The organism is Conexibacter woesei DSM 14684 (genome assembly GCF_000025265.1).
GTDB lineage: Bacteria > Actinomycetota > Thermoleophilia > Solirubrobacterales > Solirubrobacteraceae > Conexibacter > Conexibacter woesei.
The window spans coordinates 3246518-3259557 of the sequence record NC_013739.1 but is presented as its reverse complement, the minus strand read 5'-3'; the positions used below and the strand labels follow the sequence as shown (position 1 = coordinate 3259557).

The 13040-nt window shown below is 73.5% G+C and carries 17 protein-coding genes; 5 read left to right on the top strand and 12 right to left on the bottom strand.

The annotated features are described in order from the left end of the window. Nucleotides 1–47: 47 nt before the first annotated feature. The 3 genes from CWOE_RS15250 to CWOE_RS15235 all read right to left on the bottom strand — a co-directional run bounded on the left by CWOE_RS15250 (nucleotide 48) and on the right by CWOE_RS15235 (nucleotide 3083). Nucleotides 48–1496 carry an FAD-binding oxidoreductase gene (locus CWOE_RS15250; RefSeq protein WP_012934526.1) on the bottom strand — a complete coding sequence of 483 codons (1449 nt, stop codon included), beginning with the start codon at nucleotides 1494–1496 and terminating at the stop codon, nucleotides 48–50. Beyond that, the gene (locus tag CWOE_RS34350) at nucleotides 1493–2350 is read right to left on the bottom strand and encodes a FadR/GntR family transcriptional regulator (protein WP_012934525.1); all 858 of its coding nucleotides are present in this window, start codon (nucleotides 2348–2350) and stop codon (nucleotides 1493–1495) included. The genes CWOE_RS15250 and CWOE_RS34350 overlap by 4 nt, the downstream gene beginning before the upstream one ends. A gap of 166 nt (nucleotides 2351–2516) precedes the next feature. Then, nucleotides 2517–3083, bottom strand: coding sequence for a prepilin peptidase (locus CWOE_RS15235; RefSeq protein ID WP_160165521.1), 567 nt, complete (start codon nucleotides 3081–3083; stop codon nucleotides 2517–2519). Between the two features lie 196 nt (nucleotides 3084–3279). Here CWOE_RS15235 and CWOE_RS15230 point away from each other — a divergent pair, with 196 nt between their 5' ends. Next, nucleotides 3280–3864: a GrpB family protein gene (locus CWOE_RS15230; RefSeq protein WP_012934523.1), complete on the top strand. Its 585-nt coding sequence runs from the start codon at nucleotides 3280–3282 to the stop codon at nucleotides 3862–3864. Between the two features lie 33 nt (nucleotides 3865–3897). Here CWOE_RS15230 and CWOE_RS32845 read toward each other — a convergent pair whose 3' ends face one another. The 6 genes from CWOE_RS32845 to CWOE_RS15205 form a co-directional block, all read right to left on the bottom strand. Then, entirely contained in the window at nucleotides 3898–4083 is a 186-nt protein-coding gene (locus CWOE_RS32845; protein WP_012934522.1) for a hypothetical protein, read from the bottom strand. Nucleotides 4084–4143: 60 nt separating this feature from the next. After that, entirely contained in the window at nucleotides 4144–4782 is a 639-nt protein-coding gene (locus CWOE_RS15225; protein WP_012934521.1) for an O-methyltransferase, read from the bottom strand. 89 nt (nucleotides 4783–4871) lie between these two features. Continuing rightward, on the bottom strand, nucleotides 4872–5516 hold the full coding sequence (locus CWOE_RS15220; protein ID WP_012934520.1) for a response regulator transcription factor: 645 nt from the start codon (nucleotides 5514–5516) through the stop codon (nucleotides 4872–4874). Continuing rightward, nucleotides 5504–7201, bottom strand: a complete 1698-nt coding sequence (locus CWOE_RS15215) for a sensor histidine kinase (protein ID WP_012934519.1) — start codon at nucleotides 7199–7201, stop codon at nucleotides 5504–5506. The genes CWOE_RS15220 and CWOE_RS15215 overlap by 13 nt, the downstream gene beginning before the upstream one ends. Nucleotides 7202–7396: 195 nt before the next feature. Then, the gene (locus CWOE_RS15210) at nucleotides 7397–7936 is read right to left on the bottom strand and encodes a class IV adenylate cyclase (RefSeq protein WP_012934518.1); all 540 of its coding nucleotides are present in this window, start codon (nucleotides 7934–7936) and stop codon (nucleotides 7397–7399) included. 240 nt (nucleotides 7937–8176) lie between these two features. Continuing rightward, entirely contained in the window at nucleotides 8177–8656 is a 480-nt protein-coding gene (locus CWOE_RS15205) for a DUF4396 domain-containing protein (protein ID WP_012934517.1), read from the bottom strand. An 86-nt stretch (nucleotides 8657–8742) separates the two neighbouring features. On the opposite strand from CWOE_RS15205, the gene CWOE_RS15200 reads away from it, so the two are divergent. From CWOE_RS15200 to CWOE_RS15190, 3 genes are read left to right on the top strand one after another with little or no spacing between them, the layout of a single operon-like run. Then, complete coding sequence (locus CWOE_RS15200; protein ID WP_012934516.1) at nucleotides 8743–9507, top strand: hypothetical protein; 765 nt, start codon at nucleotides 8743–8745, stop codon at nucleotides 9505–9507. Between the two features lie 46 nt (nucleotides 9508–9553). Continuing rightward, nucleotides 9554–9910 carry a hypothetical protein gene (locus CWOE_RS15195; protein ID WP_012934515.1) on the top strand — a complete coding sequence of 119 codons (357 nt, stop codon included), beginning with the start codon at nucleotides 9554–9556 and terminating at the stop codon, nucleotides 9908–9910. 48 nt (nucleotides 9911–9958) lie between these two features. Beyond that, on the top strand, nucleotides 9959–10651 hold the full coding sequence (locus CWOE_RS15190) for a DUF305 domain-containing protein (protein WP_012934514.1): 693 nt from the start codon (nucleotides 9959–9961) through the stop codon (nucleotides 10649–10651). Between the two features lie 30 nt (nucleotides 10652–10681). Here the strand turns inward: CWOE_RS15190 and CWOE_RS15185 are convergent, their stop codons facing one another. Both CWOE_RS15185 and CWOE_RS15180 read right to left on the bottom strand, forming a co-directional pair. Next, the gene (locus tag CWOE_RS15185; RefSeq protein ID WP_012934513.1) at nucleotides 10682–11344 is read right to left on the bottom strand and encodes an RES family NAD+ phosphorylase; all 663 of its coding nucleotides are present in this window, start codon (nucleotides 11342–11344) and stop codon (nucleotides 10682–10684) included. Beyond that, a complete protein-coding gene (locus CWOE_RS15180; RefSeq protein ID WP_012934512.1) occupies nucleotides 11325–12023 on the bottom strand; it encodes a hypothetical protein in 699 nt (232 codons plus the stop codon). Before CWOE_RS15180 ends, CWOE_RS15185 begins: the two co-directional genes overlap by 20 nt. Before the next feature lie 127 nt (nucleotides 12024–12150). Here CWOE_RS15180 and CWOE_RS15175 point away from each other — a divergent pair, with 127 nt between their 5' ends. After that, the gene (locus CWOE_RS15175) at nucleotides 12151–12624 is read left to right on the top strand and encodes a cupredoxin domain-containing protein (RefSeq protein ID WP_012934511.1); all 474 of its coding nucleotides are present in this window, start codon (nucleotides 12151–12153) and stop codon (nucleotides 12622–12624) included. Nucleotides 12625–12676: 52 nt separating this feature from the next. Here the strand turns inward: CWOE_RS15175 and CWOE_RS15170 are convergent, their stop codons facing one another. Next, on the bottom strand, nucleotides 12677–12865 hold the full coding sequence (locus CWOE_RS15170) for a hypothetical protein (protein WP_012934510.1): 189 nt from the start codon (nucleotides 12863–12865) through the stop codon (nucleotides 12677–12679). Between the last annotated feature and the right edge of the window lie 175 nt (nucleotides 12866–13040).

Genomic DNA, 13040 nt, shown 5'->3' with positions numbered 1-13040 from the left:
GGGAAGAGGGCGCCGCGGTGGCGGTCAGCGGCGCTGGCGGCGCGGGCTCAGATCCCCTTGCCGGGGTTGAAGAGGCCGGCGGGGTCGAGCGCGTGCTTGATCGCGCGGTGCAGCTCGTGCGCCTCCCCCAGCTCGTCGGCGAGGAAGTCGCGCTTGAGCAGGCCGACGCCGTGCTCGCCGGTGACGGTGCCGCCGAGCGCGAGCGCGAGTCTGACGAGCGCGGCGAACGCCTGACGCGTGCGCGCGACCGCGTCGGGGTCGTGCTGGTCGTAGACGATCGTCGGGTGCATGTTGCCGTCGCCGGCGTGGCCGAACGTGCCGATCAGGACGTCGTGTCTGGCCGCGATCGTCTCGATCCCCTCCAGCAGCGCGGGGATCTTGCCGAGTGGGACGCCGACGTCGTCGAGCAGCGTCGCACCCTGGTGCTCCAGTGCCGTGTACGCGAGCCGGCGGGCGGCCATCAGCATCCGGCCCTCGGCCTCCTCGTCGGTCGTGATCGCGAGCGTCGCGCCGGCCTCCTCGCACCATCTCGCCATCTGGTCGACGTCTCTGAGCGCGCTGGCGCCGCCGAGGTCCGAACGTGCGAAGACGAGCACGTCGACGTCCTCGTCGAGGCCCTGCGGAGCCATCTTCTCGACCGCCTGGATCGTCGTGCGGTCCATCAGCTCCAGCACCGACGGCGTCGCGCTGCGCGTGATCTTCGCGATCGCCTCGCCGGCGCTGCCGAGCGTCGGGAAGCTGGCGGCGAGCGTGGCGGCCGAGCGCGGCGGCGGGATCAGCCGCATCGTCGCCTCGGTGACGATCCCGAGCGTTCCCTCCGAGCCGCAGATGAGCGATGCGAGGTCGTAGCCGGCGACGCCCTTGCGAGCGCGGCGGCCGATGCGGACCGCGCGACCGTCGGCGAGCACGACCTCCAGGCCGAGCAGCGCGTCGCGCGTGACGCCGTACTTGACGCAGCAGAGCCCGCCGGCGTTGGTTGCGATGTTGCCGCCGATCGTGGAGAACTCGTAGCTCGCGGGATCGGGCGCGTAGTGCAGGCCCTCGCGGCGGGCCGCCTCGCCGAGCTGGGCGTTGACGAGGCCGGGCTGGACGGTCGCGAGCAGCGAGGGGCCGTCCAGCTCGACGACGTCGGTCATCCGCTCGAGCGAGAGGACGAGGCAGCCGTCGATCGCGTTCGCGCCGCCGGAGAGCCCTGAGCCGGCGCCGCGCGGGACGACCGCGACGCCGTGGCGCGCAGCGGTGCGGACGGCGTGCTGGACCTCCGCGGTCGTGCGCGGGCGGACGACGGCGACGGGCGTGCCGGCGGGGACGAGGCCGGGCGCAGCCTGGTCGTGACGGTAGGAAGCGAGCACCTCCGGGTCGACGACGACGTCGCCTGCGCTCGTGCGTGCGCCCGCGCTCGTTCCGGACCCCGGTCCGGTTCCCGAACCCTGTCCGGACCCCGGTCCGGATCCGGCGAGGTCGTCGAGCAGGCGATCGGTGGCGGCGGTGGTCATGCGGAGATCCCTCGGTAGAAGCCCATCACGTGGTCGCGCAGCAGGTGCTCGGCGTCGCGCACGTCGCCGGCCTCGACGGCGGCGAGGATCGCCTCGTGCTGGCGGACGAGGCGATCGATCGCCCGGCGGGGCTCCGGCAGCGCCCGCAGCGCGTCGTGGAGATGGGCGGAGATCGAGTCGCGGACGGCGAGCATCATCAGCTGGATCGCCTCGTTGCCGGACGCGGCGACGAGCGCGAGGTGGAAGCGCACGTCAGCCGCCTCGAAGCGATCGACCACGTCGCCGGGGGGAGCGCTGCCGTCGCGTGCGGCGGCGTGGGCGTGCTCGCCGCGGGCGGGTGCGGCGACGCCGATGCGCGCGTCGCGGGCGTGTGCAGCGTCGCGGGTGTGCTCGCCGCCGACGGGTGCAGCGTCGTGGGCATGCTCGCTGCCGACGGCGCGCATCGCGTCCAGCGCGGCGCGCGCCTCGGCGAGCTGCGCCGGGTCGCGCCGCGCCGCCGCGCCCGCGACGGCGGCCGCCTCCAGTGCGCAGCGGACCTCGACGAGGTCGTCGAGCGGCACGCGGCCGAGCCGGAGCAGGTGGACGAGACTCGTGCGCAGCGGCCCGAGCGAAAGCGTCTCGGCGGCGGCGACGCGCAGCGGCGCGGTCGGCCCCGCGGCGACGGCGAGCCCCTGCGCCTGCAGCGCGCGCAGCGCCTCGCGCACGGTCGTGCGGCTGACGCCGAACTGCGCGCACAGCTCGCGCTCGGCGGGAAGCTCATCCCCCGGTCCCAGCACGCCGTCGAGGATCGCTTCGCGCAGCTGGTGCGCGACCTGCTCGTACGCCGGGCTGCGGACGACTTCATGGAACGCCATGTCGCGAACGTTACCTGTTTGCCTGCTGGTCTGACAAGCAGGCGAGAGGAGCGTGGGCGGCTGGCGAGTGGTGCGCGGACACGCGACGCACGCAAGCCCCGAGGTCGTCCTGCCTTGCTGTCGCTCTACGACCACAAACCAGGACGACCGCGGGGAGAGCCGGTGCTCAGCCCAGCCCTGTGAGGTAGGCGTCGAGCAGTGGGGCGCCTGCGTAGAGGGCGACGGCGGCGCCGAGCGCGAGGAACGGGCCGAGCGGGAGCGTCGCGCGGCGGGCTCCGGCGGCGCCGTGGCGGATCAGCAGGACGAGGCCGGCGAGCGCGGCCGCGACGAAGCCGGCCAGCAGGGCGACGGCGACCTCGGCGCCGAGGAAGAGGCCGAGCATCCCGGCGAGCTTCACGTCTCCCATCCCCATGTCGCCGGGACGCGCGAGGGCGGCGAGCAGCAGCAGCGCGGCGGCGGCGGCGCCCGCGAGCAGCTGGTCGCCGACGGCGGCCGGGTCCGTCGCCAGGCCGAGCGCCACCGCGGCGAACGCCCCGGCCGCGGTCGCCCAGTTCGGGATCAGCCGCACGGCGACGTCGATCAGCGCGATCGGCACCAGCAGCGCCGTCAGCACCAGCCCCAGCGCGACGTCGCGCGGGCTCGCGGCGGTCAGCACGACCCCGCCGGCGAGAAGCGCCCACAGCGCAACGGCCAGCGGCGCGTGGCGTCGGACGTGGGCGAGATCGCCGCGCACCCGCGCCATTCCGCCGCGCGCACGCGCCACGCTGCCGCGTGAACGCCCCGATCCACCGCCCTGTCCGCTCGCCTCCCGGCCGCTCCGATCCCCCATCTACCGGCAGATCGGCGGGACGGCCGGCGCGGATGAGAGGTCATCGTGCGAACGGACGCCCATTGCTTGAACCGCGCCGATCGGATAGGGATTGCACCAGGTGCACGCGCCCCCACGTCACCCGAGCTTCGAGGAGCGGTTCGATCCTGCCGTCCGCATCCTCCCGCCCGACCGCTCCTGGGCCGTTCGCTTCGAGCGTGAGGCCGCGCGGCTCCGCGCCGCGCTCGGCGCCGTCGCGGACCGGATCGAGCACGTCGGCTCGACCGCCGTCAGCGGACTCGCATCGAAGCCGATCGTCGACCTGCAGGTCTCGGTCGGCGCGCTCCAGCCGTTCGACCACTACGCCGGTCCGCTCGCCCGGCTCGGGTACGTCTTCCTTCCGGCCGCGGCCGCCTCAGGCGACGACGACGCGCGCCTGTTCGCGAAACCGCCACAGCATCCGCGCGCCTTCCATCTCCACGTCTGCCGCGCGGGCAGCGCTCACGAGGAACGCCACCTCGCCGTGCGCGACTACCTGCGCGCCCATCCCGACGAGGCCGACGCCTACGCGGCGCTCAAGCGCGGGCTCGTCGCGCGGCGGCCGCTCGACCGCCTCGCCTACATGCACGGGAAGGCGAGCTACGTCGTCGACCTGGAGCAGCGCGCGCTCTACTGGGCGCGCGAGCGCCCGGAGCGAACGGGCTGACCGGGCGGCTGGCCGCCGACGAGCGTCGCGCGCTCAGGCCGCGGCGGCGCGCAACGTGACGCCGGCTTCCTGAGCGTTGCGCTCAGGGTCGAACTCGCCGCTGCCGCCGCACCACGGGCACGTGACCTCTCTCGGCGTCCCGCCGAGGCCGGAGATCACTCTGCCGGTCCCCCTGCAGGGGCGGCACTGCGTGTCGGGGACTCTCTCATCGTCAGCCATCGACGGGCGAGGCTAGCGCGTCGCGGGGCGCCGTGCCTCGACCGTGGCCCCGCCGCGCGCTCAGCGGCGGACGGCGAGCGCGATCCCGTCGCCGACCGGGGTGATCGTCCCGAGCAGGTCCGGATGCGACAGCAGATGGTCGTTGAACGCTCGCGCCGTCGCGACACGATCGCCGCTCCAGCCGTCGATCGGCCTCCCCTCCGCGACCGCGCCGGACATCAGCACGTTGTCGACCGCGATCAGGCCGCCCGGCCGCATCAGCGGCACGATCAGGTCGAGGTGGCCGGTGTACTCGGCCTTCAGGCCGTCGAGGAACGCGAGGTCGAACGGGCCCGTCAGCTCGGCGATCCCCTCCGCCGCGTCCTGCAGCCGCAGGTCGACCTTCGCGGCCAGCCGCGCGCGCGAGAAGTAGCTCTGCGCCGCCGTGTGCCGCTCGCGGTCGATCTCGAACGAGATCAGCTCGCCGTCGTCGGGGAGCGCTCGCGCCAGGTGCAGCGTCGAGACGCCGATCGCCGTCCCGACCTCGACGATGCGCCGCGCGCCGATCGCTCGCGCGAGCACGTGCAGCAGCGTCGCGGCCTGCGGATCGAGGATCGGGACCTTGTCGCGCGCACCGCGCTCCTGCATCTCGGCGAGCAGGGCGTCGGGGTCGGGTCGGGTCTCGGCGAGATAGGAGCGGACGGCGTCGGTCACGATCATGCAGCGGGTCCTCCAGGTGGCTTCGTCCCGGGGTCCTTCCCCGATCGGGCGTCCGCGTAGCCCTCCGCGACCGGATCTTCACCGCCGCATCAGCGCGCGAGGTAGCGAACGACGGCGAGCACGCGCCGGTGATCCTGCTCGCTCTGGTCGATTCCCAGCTGCTCGTAGATGTGGGACGTGTGCCGCGCGACGGACTTCTCGGCGATCACGAGCGCGTCGGCGATCGCCGCATTGCTGCGGCCCTCGGCCATCAGTGCGAGAACCTCGCGCTGGCGGCCGGTGAGGCCGCCGACGAGGTCGTCGGCGCGCGGCCGGTCGAGCATCGCGGCGACCACCACCGGGTCGACCACCGTCTCTCCGTTCATCACCCGGCGCAGGTCGCCGACGAACGTGTCGACATCGGCGATGCGCTGCTTGAGCAGGTAGCCGACGCCGCGTGAGCCGGCTTCGAGCAGCTCGGTCGCATAGCGGCGCTTGACGTGCTGGGAGAGGACGATCACCGGCAGCTCCGGCCGCTCGACGCGCAGCTGGAGCGCGGCCCGCAGCCCGTCGTCGGCGTGGCCCGGCGGCATCCGGATGTCGGCGACGACGAGGTCGGGCCGCTGCTCGCGGACGAGCCGCAGCAGCCCGGGCGCATCGCCGGCGGCGCCGGCGATCGTGAAGCCCGCGCGCTGGAGCACGAGCTGCAGACCCTCTCGCATCAGGACCTGGTCTTCGCCGATCACGACACGCACGGAATCACCGCCTTCACGCGCGTGCCGCCGCCAGCGCTGTCGATCGCGAGCCGGCCGCCGAGCGCCGCGACGCGGTCGTCCATCCCGCGCATGCCGTTCCCGCCGCCAGCCCGCGCGCCGCCGACGCCGCCGTCGGCGACCTCGATCGCCAGCGTCCCGTTCGAGCGTTCGAGCGAGACGGCGAGCGCCGTCCCGTCCGCGTGCTTGACGGCGTTGACGATCGCCTCCGAGACGATGAAGTACGCCGCCGTCTCGACGTCGGGCGCGAGCCGCCGCTCGAAGCCCGCGACGTGCAGCGCGATCGGCGTCGGCAGGCGGTCTGCGAGATCCTCGACCGCGGCCGGCAGACCGCGCTCGGTGAGCTGCGTCGGCATCACGCCCTCGACGAGGTCCCGCAGCTCGTCGATCGCCGCCTCGATCCCGGCGCGGACGGTCCCGGCATCAGCGCCGGTGCCGGCCTGCACGGCGAGGAAGACGAGACGCGACTGCAGACCGTCGTGGAGGTCGCGGGCGATCCGGCGGCGTTCGTCGTCCGCCGCGGCGACGAGCCGGCTGCGCGAGGCGCGCAGCTCGACGACCAGTCGCTCGCGGTCGAGCGCGAGGGAGATCACGCGGCCCGCCTCGCGGACGTCGGCGGGCCGGTCGAGCAGGACGGCGTCGTAGACGATCGCGCCGACCGGCTCGCCGGCCAGCTCGATCTCGACCAGGCCGCGCGGCCCGTTCGGGCCCGGGCGCGACACCGGCACGCCGCGGTCGTCGACGAGGCCGTCGTCCCCGGGCAGGCGGAACAGGAGCCGCAGCGACTGGTCGCCGAGCGTGTCGGCGAGCGCTTGGCGCAGCGCGGGCCGCGCGCTCTCCTCGGCGCCGAGCCAGCTTCCGAGCTCGGCGATGTCGGCGGTGCGGGCGAAGCCCCCGCGCGAGGCCGCGACCGCGAACGCGACGGGGACGAGCGCGATCACGGTCAGCTGGACGATCGAAAGCGTGAGGCCGCCGCCGTCGAACAGCCAGCGCGAGACCTCGCTGCCCCATTGGACGATCAGCAGCGCGAAGATCCCATAGCCCGAGAGCGGAGCGAGCACGCGGCGCTGCTCGGGCGTCGCCCGGCGCAGCCGGGCGACGAGGAGCGCCGCGGTGGCCAGCACCAGGAGCGCCCCGGCAACGCGCAGCACGTCGATCGCCGCGCTGACGACCTCGGGACGGTCGGCGACCGAGAGCGGGCCGTCCGGCGAGAACAGCCGGATCGGCAGCTCGAAGATCAGGCAGACGACGTAGCCGCCCGCCACGACGAGCCGCGCGGCGGGCGCGTGCAACCGGCCGGTCGGAAAGCCGATCAGCAGGTGGATGATCACGGCGATCCCCAGGATGCGTGTGATCTGGCCGACCGCCACGAGCGCCTCCACACCGGTGTTCACCAATCCGCTGAGGAGCAGGACCCCGCCCCCGACCACGAGGAGGAAGCCGAGCCGGCTGCTCGGGCGGCGCGTCCAGGCGATCAGTCCGGCCGCCACGTAGACGAGCGCACCGGCCGGGAACAGCGCGGCGGCCCAATGCACCTGCGCCTGACGCATCAGCGCGAGCTCCGCGCCGGCCGCGCACAGCGCGGCGACCGCGATCAGCAGCGCCGAGTCGGTGACCGGAAGAGAGCGGACGCGACCGGCATCCGACACGTGAGAGGGCGCGCGCACCGCGGCATCCTCGCAGACGGTCTCGCCTCCTCGCGCGCCGTCCCCGGCACGACGAAGCACGTCGTTTTCGGGCGAGCGACGTCTCCGACGCCGCCGCCGGCGCGATCGCCCGCGCGCTCGAGAAGGAGCCCGAGCAGCGACCGGCCAGCGCGACGAGCTACGTGCGCGCGGTCATGCTCGTGGCCGGCGTCACGCTCACCTGACGTCCCGCTTCGGGGCTGCCAAGGCGTCGGCGTAGCCCACCGCGACGAGATCGTCGCGTCCGATCCCGAGCGCGTCCCGCAGCTCCGCGACCAGCCGGTGCTCCTCCGCCAGATCGGAGGACGCGGGCGCGACCGCCTCGAACTCGACGAACGCGCCGAGCCCGTCGACGTGGTCGAGGTGGATCCGCACCTGGCGCCAGAGGAACAGCCGGCGCTCCTTCTCGACCACGACCCGAGTCCCCAGCGCCGCGTCGAGACCGGCGCGGCACGCCGCGGCGTCCGCGACGCCGATCAGCCGGTACGCGCTCAGCTTCGCGTCCGCGTCGTCGGGCCGCTGATACTGGATCAGCGTCGCCCCGCCCGGCCGCTCCTCACGCAGCTTCAGGCGTCCGTTCGGAACGTGGAAGTACGTGTCCCGCTGCCACAGCACGCCGTGGTCGACGGCGTCCGCGAGCCGCTGGCAGACCGCCAGGGTGCGAGCGGGATCGCGGTCGTGGGCCTTCAACTCGACGTTGCGACGTGGCGCGTTCACGGCGGTCCCAGACTAGCCAACCTACTCACGGGTTGGCAGTGCGCTGACGCGCCGTTGTTCAACCGGTGAATGGTCGGATAGTGTTGAGCATTGGGATGGGCCCTTTGGGAGAAGGGCTCGGGAGCCAAGGCAGGGAGGCTCCGTGATCTGGCGTCACAAGTGAGGCCTGAGCCCGGGCGTTTCGCCGTGTCCTGATGAGAGCGGGGCGGGGAGCGGGCGTCCGGGCACAGCCCCGCCGCGTCAGTGCTGATGGTGCTGGTGCACGACCGCGTGGCCTCTGCCGCGCGTCAGCAGCCAGCGGTTGACCGGATAGGCGACCGCTCCGGCGATCAGCAGCGCGCCCGCGAGGGCGCCCCAGAAGAGCAGGTCGCCGACGCCGGCGTCCATCGCGCCGGGGACCACGAGCATGATCGCGTTGTCGACGACCTCCATCACGGCGATCGAGATCGTGTCCGCCGCGAGCGCGATCGGGATCACGGCGGCGAGCGCCATCCCCGAGCGGAGCAGCGGCAGGCTCGTGAGCGTGTAGCCGAAGAAGAAGGCGAGGACGACCGCGAGCGCGATCGTCCCGAGGTCGCTGAAGCCCAGCGCGGTCCCGATCACCATCCCGAGCACCTCGCCGATCGCGCAGCCGGTGAGGCAGTGGACGGTGGCGCTGAACGCGAGCTTGTTCAGCTCGGACCCGGACGGCCCGTGCGTCGCGTGATCGGCGTGGTCCATGTCGACCCTTTTACCCCATGGGGGTATTTGCTAACGTTGATCGACAGAAGATACCCCCACTCCGTATACGCCGAGAGGTCACCGTCATGAGCACCGCACACGTCACCGATCACACCGCACACCACGGTCATGCCGCCCACCACGGCGACGCGGTCGCGCAGGAAGACCTCCGCGTCGCGGTCGCCGAGTCCGAGCTGACCCTCGGTCAGCAGGAGCGCCTCGCGTTCCGGATCGAGCGCTCCGACGGCGAGACCGTGCGCGACTACGACGTCTCGCACGAGCGGCAGATGCACCTGATCGTCGTCCGCAGCGACCTGACCGGCTTCCAGCATCTCCACCCCGAGCTGGCCGGCGACGGCACCTGGAGCACGCCGATCACGTTGTCCGAGCCCGGCGGCTACCGCCTCTTCGCCGACTTCTCCAGCGCCGGCGGCGCGCGCACGCTCACGAGCGACCTGCGCGTCGACGGCGCGGCCGAGCTGGTCGATCTGCCCGCTCCCGCGCCCGTCGCGACGAGCGACGGCGGCGACCGCGTCGAGCTGGAGCGCGTCAGCGGACGGGACGCGGAGGCCGAGCACGCGACCCAGAGCGCGAGCGCCGGCGCGGCGGCCACGCTGCGCTTCGCGATCACGCGCGACGGGAAGCGCGTCGACGTCGAGCCGTACCTCGGCGCGAGCGGTCACCTCGTCGCGTTGCGCGAGGGCGATCTCGCCTTCCTCCACGTCCACCCCAGCGGCGACGGCGTCGAGTTCGACACGGTCTTCCCGACCGCCGGCCGCTACCGCCTGTTCCTGCAGTACCAGGTCGGCGGCCGCGTGCAGACCGTCGCGTTCACGCAGGTGGTGAAGTAGGCGCTTGTCGCCGAGCGGAGCCGCGCGGATCGCTAGCCTGCGGTTCGTGCGGCTTCCGCGCATCCATTCCCTGACCCGCGGCCGGCGCCGCCGGCTGCTCGCCCTGCTGGCCGTGTTCGCGGTCGCCGGCGCGATCGCCGTGCACCACGTCGGGCCGGTGATGAGCGCCGGCATGGGCGGCCACCACGACGGCGCGATGAGCCCTGTCGCCGAGCTGTGCCTCGGCGTCCTGACCGCGGTCGGCATCGCCCTCGCGACCGCCGCGCTCGTGCTGCTTGCGCCGCGGCGGCGGCTGGCGCCGCTCGTGCTGTCCGCGACCGGCGTCGCTGAGTGCTCGGCCCCGGCGCCACGGCCTCCGCGCGCTCGTGCGGGGTTCTCCTTCCTCTGCGTCATGCGGTGTTGACCGGACCGTTCGTCCGATCGACCCACAACGTACGAAGGAGCAGTTCCGATGCAGAGAATCCCGCTCGCGCGGCTGTTGCCCGCGCTCGCGCTCCTCGCCGTGCTCGCGTTCGTCGCCGGCTGCGGCGACAGCGGTGGCGATGAGGCGACCACCGCTGCCGGCACGCCGGCAGCGACCGGTCCCGCGACGTCCGCCGACACGACCCCGCCCGACAGAGCGAACGGCGTCGACCGCGCGTTCGCGACGATGATGGTCCCCCACCACGAGGGCGCGATCGCGATGGCGCAGCTTGCCCGTACGCGCGCCGAGGGCGTGTTCGTGCGCAACCTCGCCGGCGACGTCGTGCGCACCCAGCGTGCGGAGATCGTCGTGCTGCGCAGAGCCGACAGACGGCTCGCCGAGGCCGGCGTCCGCAGAGGGACGCTCGGCCTCTCCGACGCCGAGATGGGCATGAACCACGACCTCTCGATGCTGAGAGAGGCTGACGACTTCGACCGCGCGTTCGTCGAGCTGATGATCCCGCACCACGAGGGTGCGATCGCGATGGCGCAGGTCGAGCTGGCGAAGGGCGGCGACCGCGAGCTGCGCGCGCTCGCGCAGGAGATCGTCGACGCCCAGCAGGGCGAGATCGACGCGATGCGCACGCAGCTCGGCGAGATCGTCCCCGACGGCGAGACCGGCCCGGACGCCGGCCCCGAGACCGAGACCGAGACCGAGACCGGCGGCCACTCCGGCCACTGAGCGAAGGTCGCCGCGCAGCGTGCCGGTTCGTCACGGCACGCCGCGTGGCGGGCGGCGGCCTCTCGCGCGGAGCCAGGAGCGGTAGGCCTCGTGCGGCATGTCGGCGAGGATCGTCTCGCCGATCAGGACGTCCGGCGGGGTGCCCTCGGCGGCGAGGCTGCACGGGAGCCGCAGGTCGGGGTTCGGGTTGGACCAGGTCTCCAGGCCGCCGAGCAGCACCTTCTCGTAGCGGGCGCCGAAGAGCGTCAGGTTGGTCGCGCCGGCGAGCGCGGCCGACGGCGACAGGACGCCGCGGTAGCCGGCGGCGCGGAGGTCGTCGGCGATCTGCTGGCAGGCGGCGTGGTCGCCGACGGCGTCGCGCGGGTCGAGGCCGCACGCCTCCCACTGGTCGAACGTGGAGAGGTCGGCGATCTCGCGCTCGCGCACGAAGACGATCCACAGCCGGCGCCGGTACTGCGCGGCGCGCTCGGCGTCGCGGATCCGCTCGAAGCGGACCAGCTCCGCCCACGCGCCCATCGGCTCGAGCGCCAGGTACTGCGCCATCCCCTCGCCGAGCCGGTGCCAGCGCGCCGAGCGCTGCGACGGGGCCGGCTCGCCCGCGGCGTGGTAGAGCGGCGGCCAGTCGGGCGCGACGAGCCGAAAGCAGTGCCACTCCCCGGCGACCCGCGCGGGGTCAGCCTGCCAGCTGGCCACGCGCTCCCCGGGCGAGTGAGACGAGCGGCTCGCGCGCGCTCGCGACCGAGCGGTCGAGCAGCTCCAACGGCGTGCGGCCATCGAGCTGGTCGCGCTCGGCGTCGAACCACATCACGATCCCGACCGGCGTCAGCGAGGCGCGCAGATAGCTGAGCAGCTGCGCGAGCACGACGACGCGCTCGCCGTTGCGCGTGACCGGTCTGCCCGCCTTCCAGGCGCCGACAGTCTTGGTCGAGACGGCGAGCAGGCGCGCGAGGTCTCCCGCGGGGATCCGCTCGAGCGTCGCGAAGACGAAGTCGGCGGCGGCGCGCGGGTCGTCCAGCTCGTCGTGAAGGAGCCGCCGCTCGATCCGCTGCAGCACGTCGCGCATCATCAGCGTGTGCAGCTCGACCTCGCCGCGCGCGTCGGTCATCTCGGGATCGGCGTCTATCGCGCGGCGCAGCCCGACGAGGAACTCGAACAGCTTGCGCGCGTCGTAGTCCTCGGTTCCCTGCGGCAGCGCGCTCGAGAGATCGAGGATCGCGTCTTCCAGCGCAGCGTAGGAGCGCCGTCGCCACTCGCGCGCCGCGCCAGTCTGCTCGTGGACGGGCGCGACGCGCACCGGGCCGATCAGCTCGCGCACGTGCTCCGCCTTGTGGCGGAGGGCGCCACGCTTGGGTGTGTCGGCCAATGCGCTCATCGTCACCTAGGTTCGCAGAACTTCCGGTTGCGTTGGAAGTCTAGCGGAGTCGCGGCGGCGCGGGAAGGATTCCGGTCCGCCGGGGTCAGAGCGGGCAGAGCACGACGATTCGACGACGGAGGACGCCATGGCCCTGCACGTCTCGCCCACTCGCCGCTGGAGCGCACTGGCGGTCGCGCTGCTCGTCGCCGCCGGCACGCTCACCGCCTGCGGCGACGACGACGGCGGCAGCTCCGCGACGACCGCGACGACCGCGACGGGCGCGGCAGGCGGGGCGACCGCACCGGCGACCACGCCCGCAGGGTCGGCGACGACGCGGCTCGCGATCGTCGCCGAGGAGAGAGGCGGCCTCTCGTGGAGCAGAAGAACGCTGACCGCGAGAGCGGGCGACGTGACGATCGCGCTCGACAACCCGTCGGGCAACCAGCTGCCGCACGCCGTCGAGATCGAGGGCAACGGCGTCGAGAGAGAAAGCGCCACGATCGAGCCGGGCGCCGTCACCGACGTCAGCGCGAACTTGAGACCGGGCACCTACACCTTCTACTGCCCGGTCGATGGCCATCGCCAGCAAGGGATGGAGGGCACGCTGACCGTCGGCTGAACGTGGCCGGACAGCCGGCGGCCGGCAGGCCCGCAGCCGCCGCGCCGGGCCGTCAGGAGGCGGGACGCTCCACCTCCAGCGGCTCGGCCGGTGTCATGCGCACCTGCCCGTCGCGATCGCGCACGGGGACGACCAGCCCCGCCTCGATGAGCGCCGAGATGTCGGCGAGCAGCTGACGCGGGTCGAGCGGCGAATCGCCGCTGCGATCGCGCGGGAACGGACCGTCCTGTTCATACAGCATGAGATGTAGCGCTCCTTCATGCGGCAACGTAGGACGAGCAGGATGGCGCGCGTGCCGGACGGAACGAGGGGTCGCCACGGGGCGTATCGCTTGTCAACACTCCTCGTCGCCGTGATATGCCCGCACTTTGCGGGGAAAGCGCGAGTTCTCCACACAGTTGTGCACACGAGTTGGC

Bases quoted from the DNA above. Each gene is read 5' to 3' on its own strand.
- CWOE_RS15250 (WP_012934526.1), bottom strand. From the start codon at position 1,496: ATGACCACCGCCGCCACCGATCGCCTGCTCGACGACCTCGCCGGATCC.
- CWOE_RS34350 (WP_012934525.1), bottom strand. From the start codon at position 2,350: ATGGCGTTCCATGAAGTCGTCCGCAGCCCGGCGTACGAGCAGGTCGCG.
- CWOE_RS32845 (WP_012934522.1), bottom strand. From the start codon at position 4,083: ATGGCTGACGATGAGAGAGTCCCCGACACGCAGTGCCGCCCCTGCAGG.
- CWOE_RS15225 (WP_012934521.1), bottom strand. From the start codon at position 4,782: ATGATCGTGACCGACGCCGTCCGCTCCTATCTCGCCGAGACCCGACCC.
- CWOE_RS15205 (WP_012934517.1), bottom strand. From the start codon at position 8,656: ATGGACCACGCCGATCACGCGACGCACGGGCCGTCCGGGTCCGAGCTG.
- CWOE_RS15200 (WP_012934516.1), top strand. From the start codon at position 8,743: ATGAGCACCGCACACGTCACCGATCACACCGCACACCACGGTCATGCC.
- CWOE_RS15190 (WP_012934514.1), top strand. From the start codon at position 9,959: ATGCAGAGAATCCCGCTCGCGCGGCTGTTGCCCGCGCTCGCGCTCCTC.
- CWOE_RS15180 (WP_012934512.1), bottom strand. From the start codon at position 12,023: ATGAGCGCATTGGCCGACACACCCAAGCGTGGCGCCCTCCGCCACAAG.
- CWOE_RS15175 (WP_012934511.1), top strand. From the start codon at position 12,151: ATGGCCCTGCACGTCTCGCCCACTCGCCGCTGGAGCGCACTGGCGGTC.
- CWOE_RS15170 (WP_012934510.1), bottom strand. From the start codon at position 12,865: ATGCTGTATGAACAGGACGGTCCGTTCCCGCGCGATCGCAGCGGCGAT.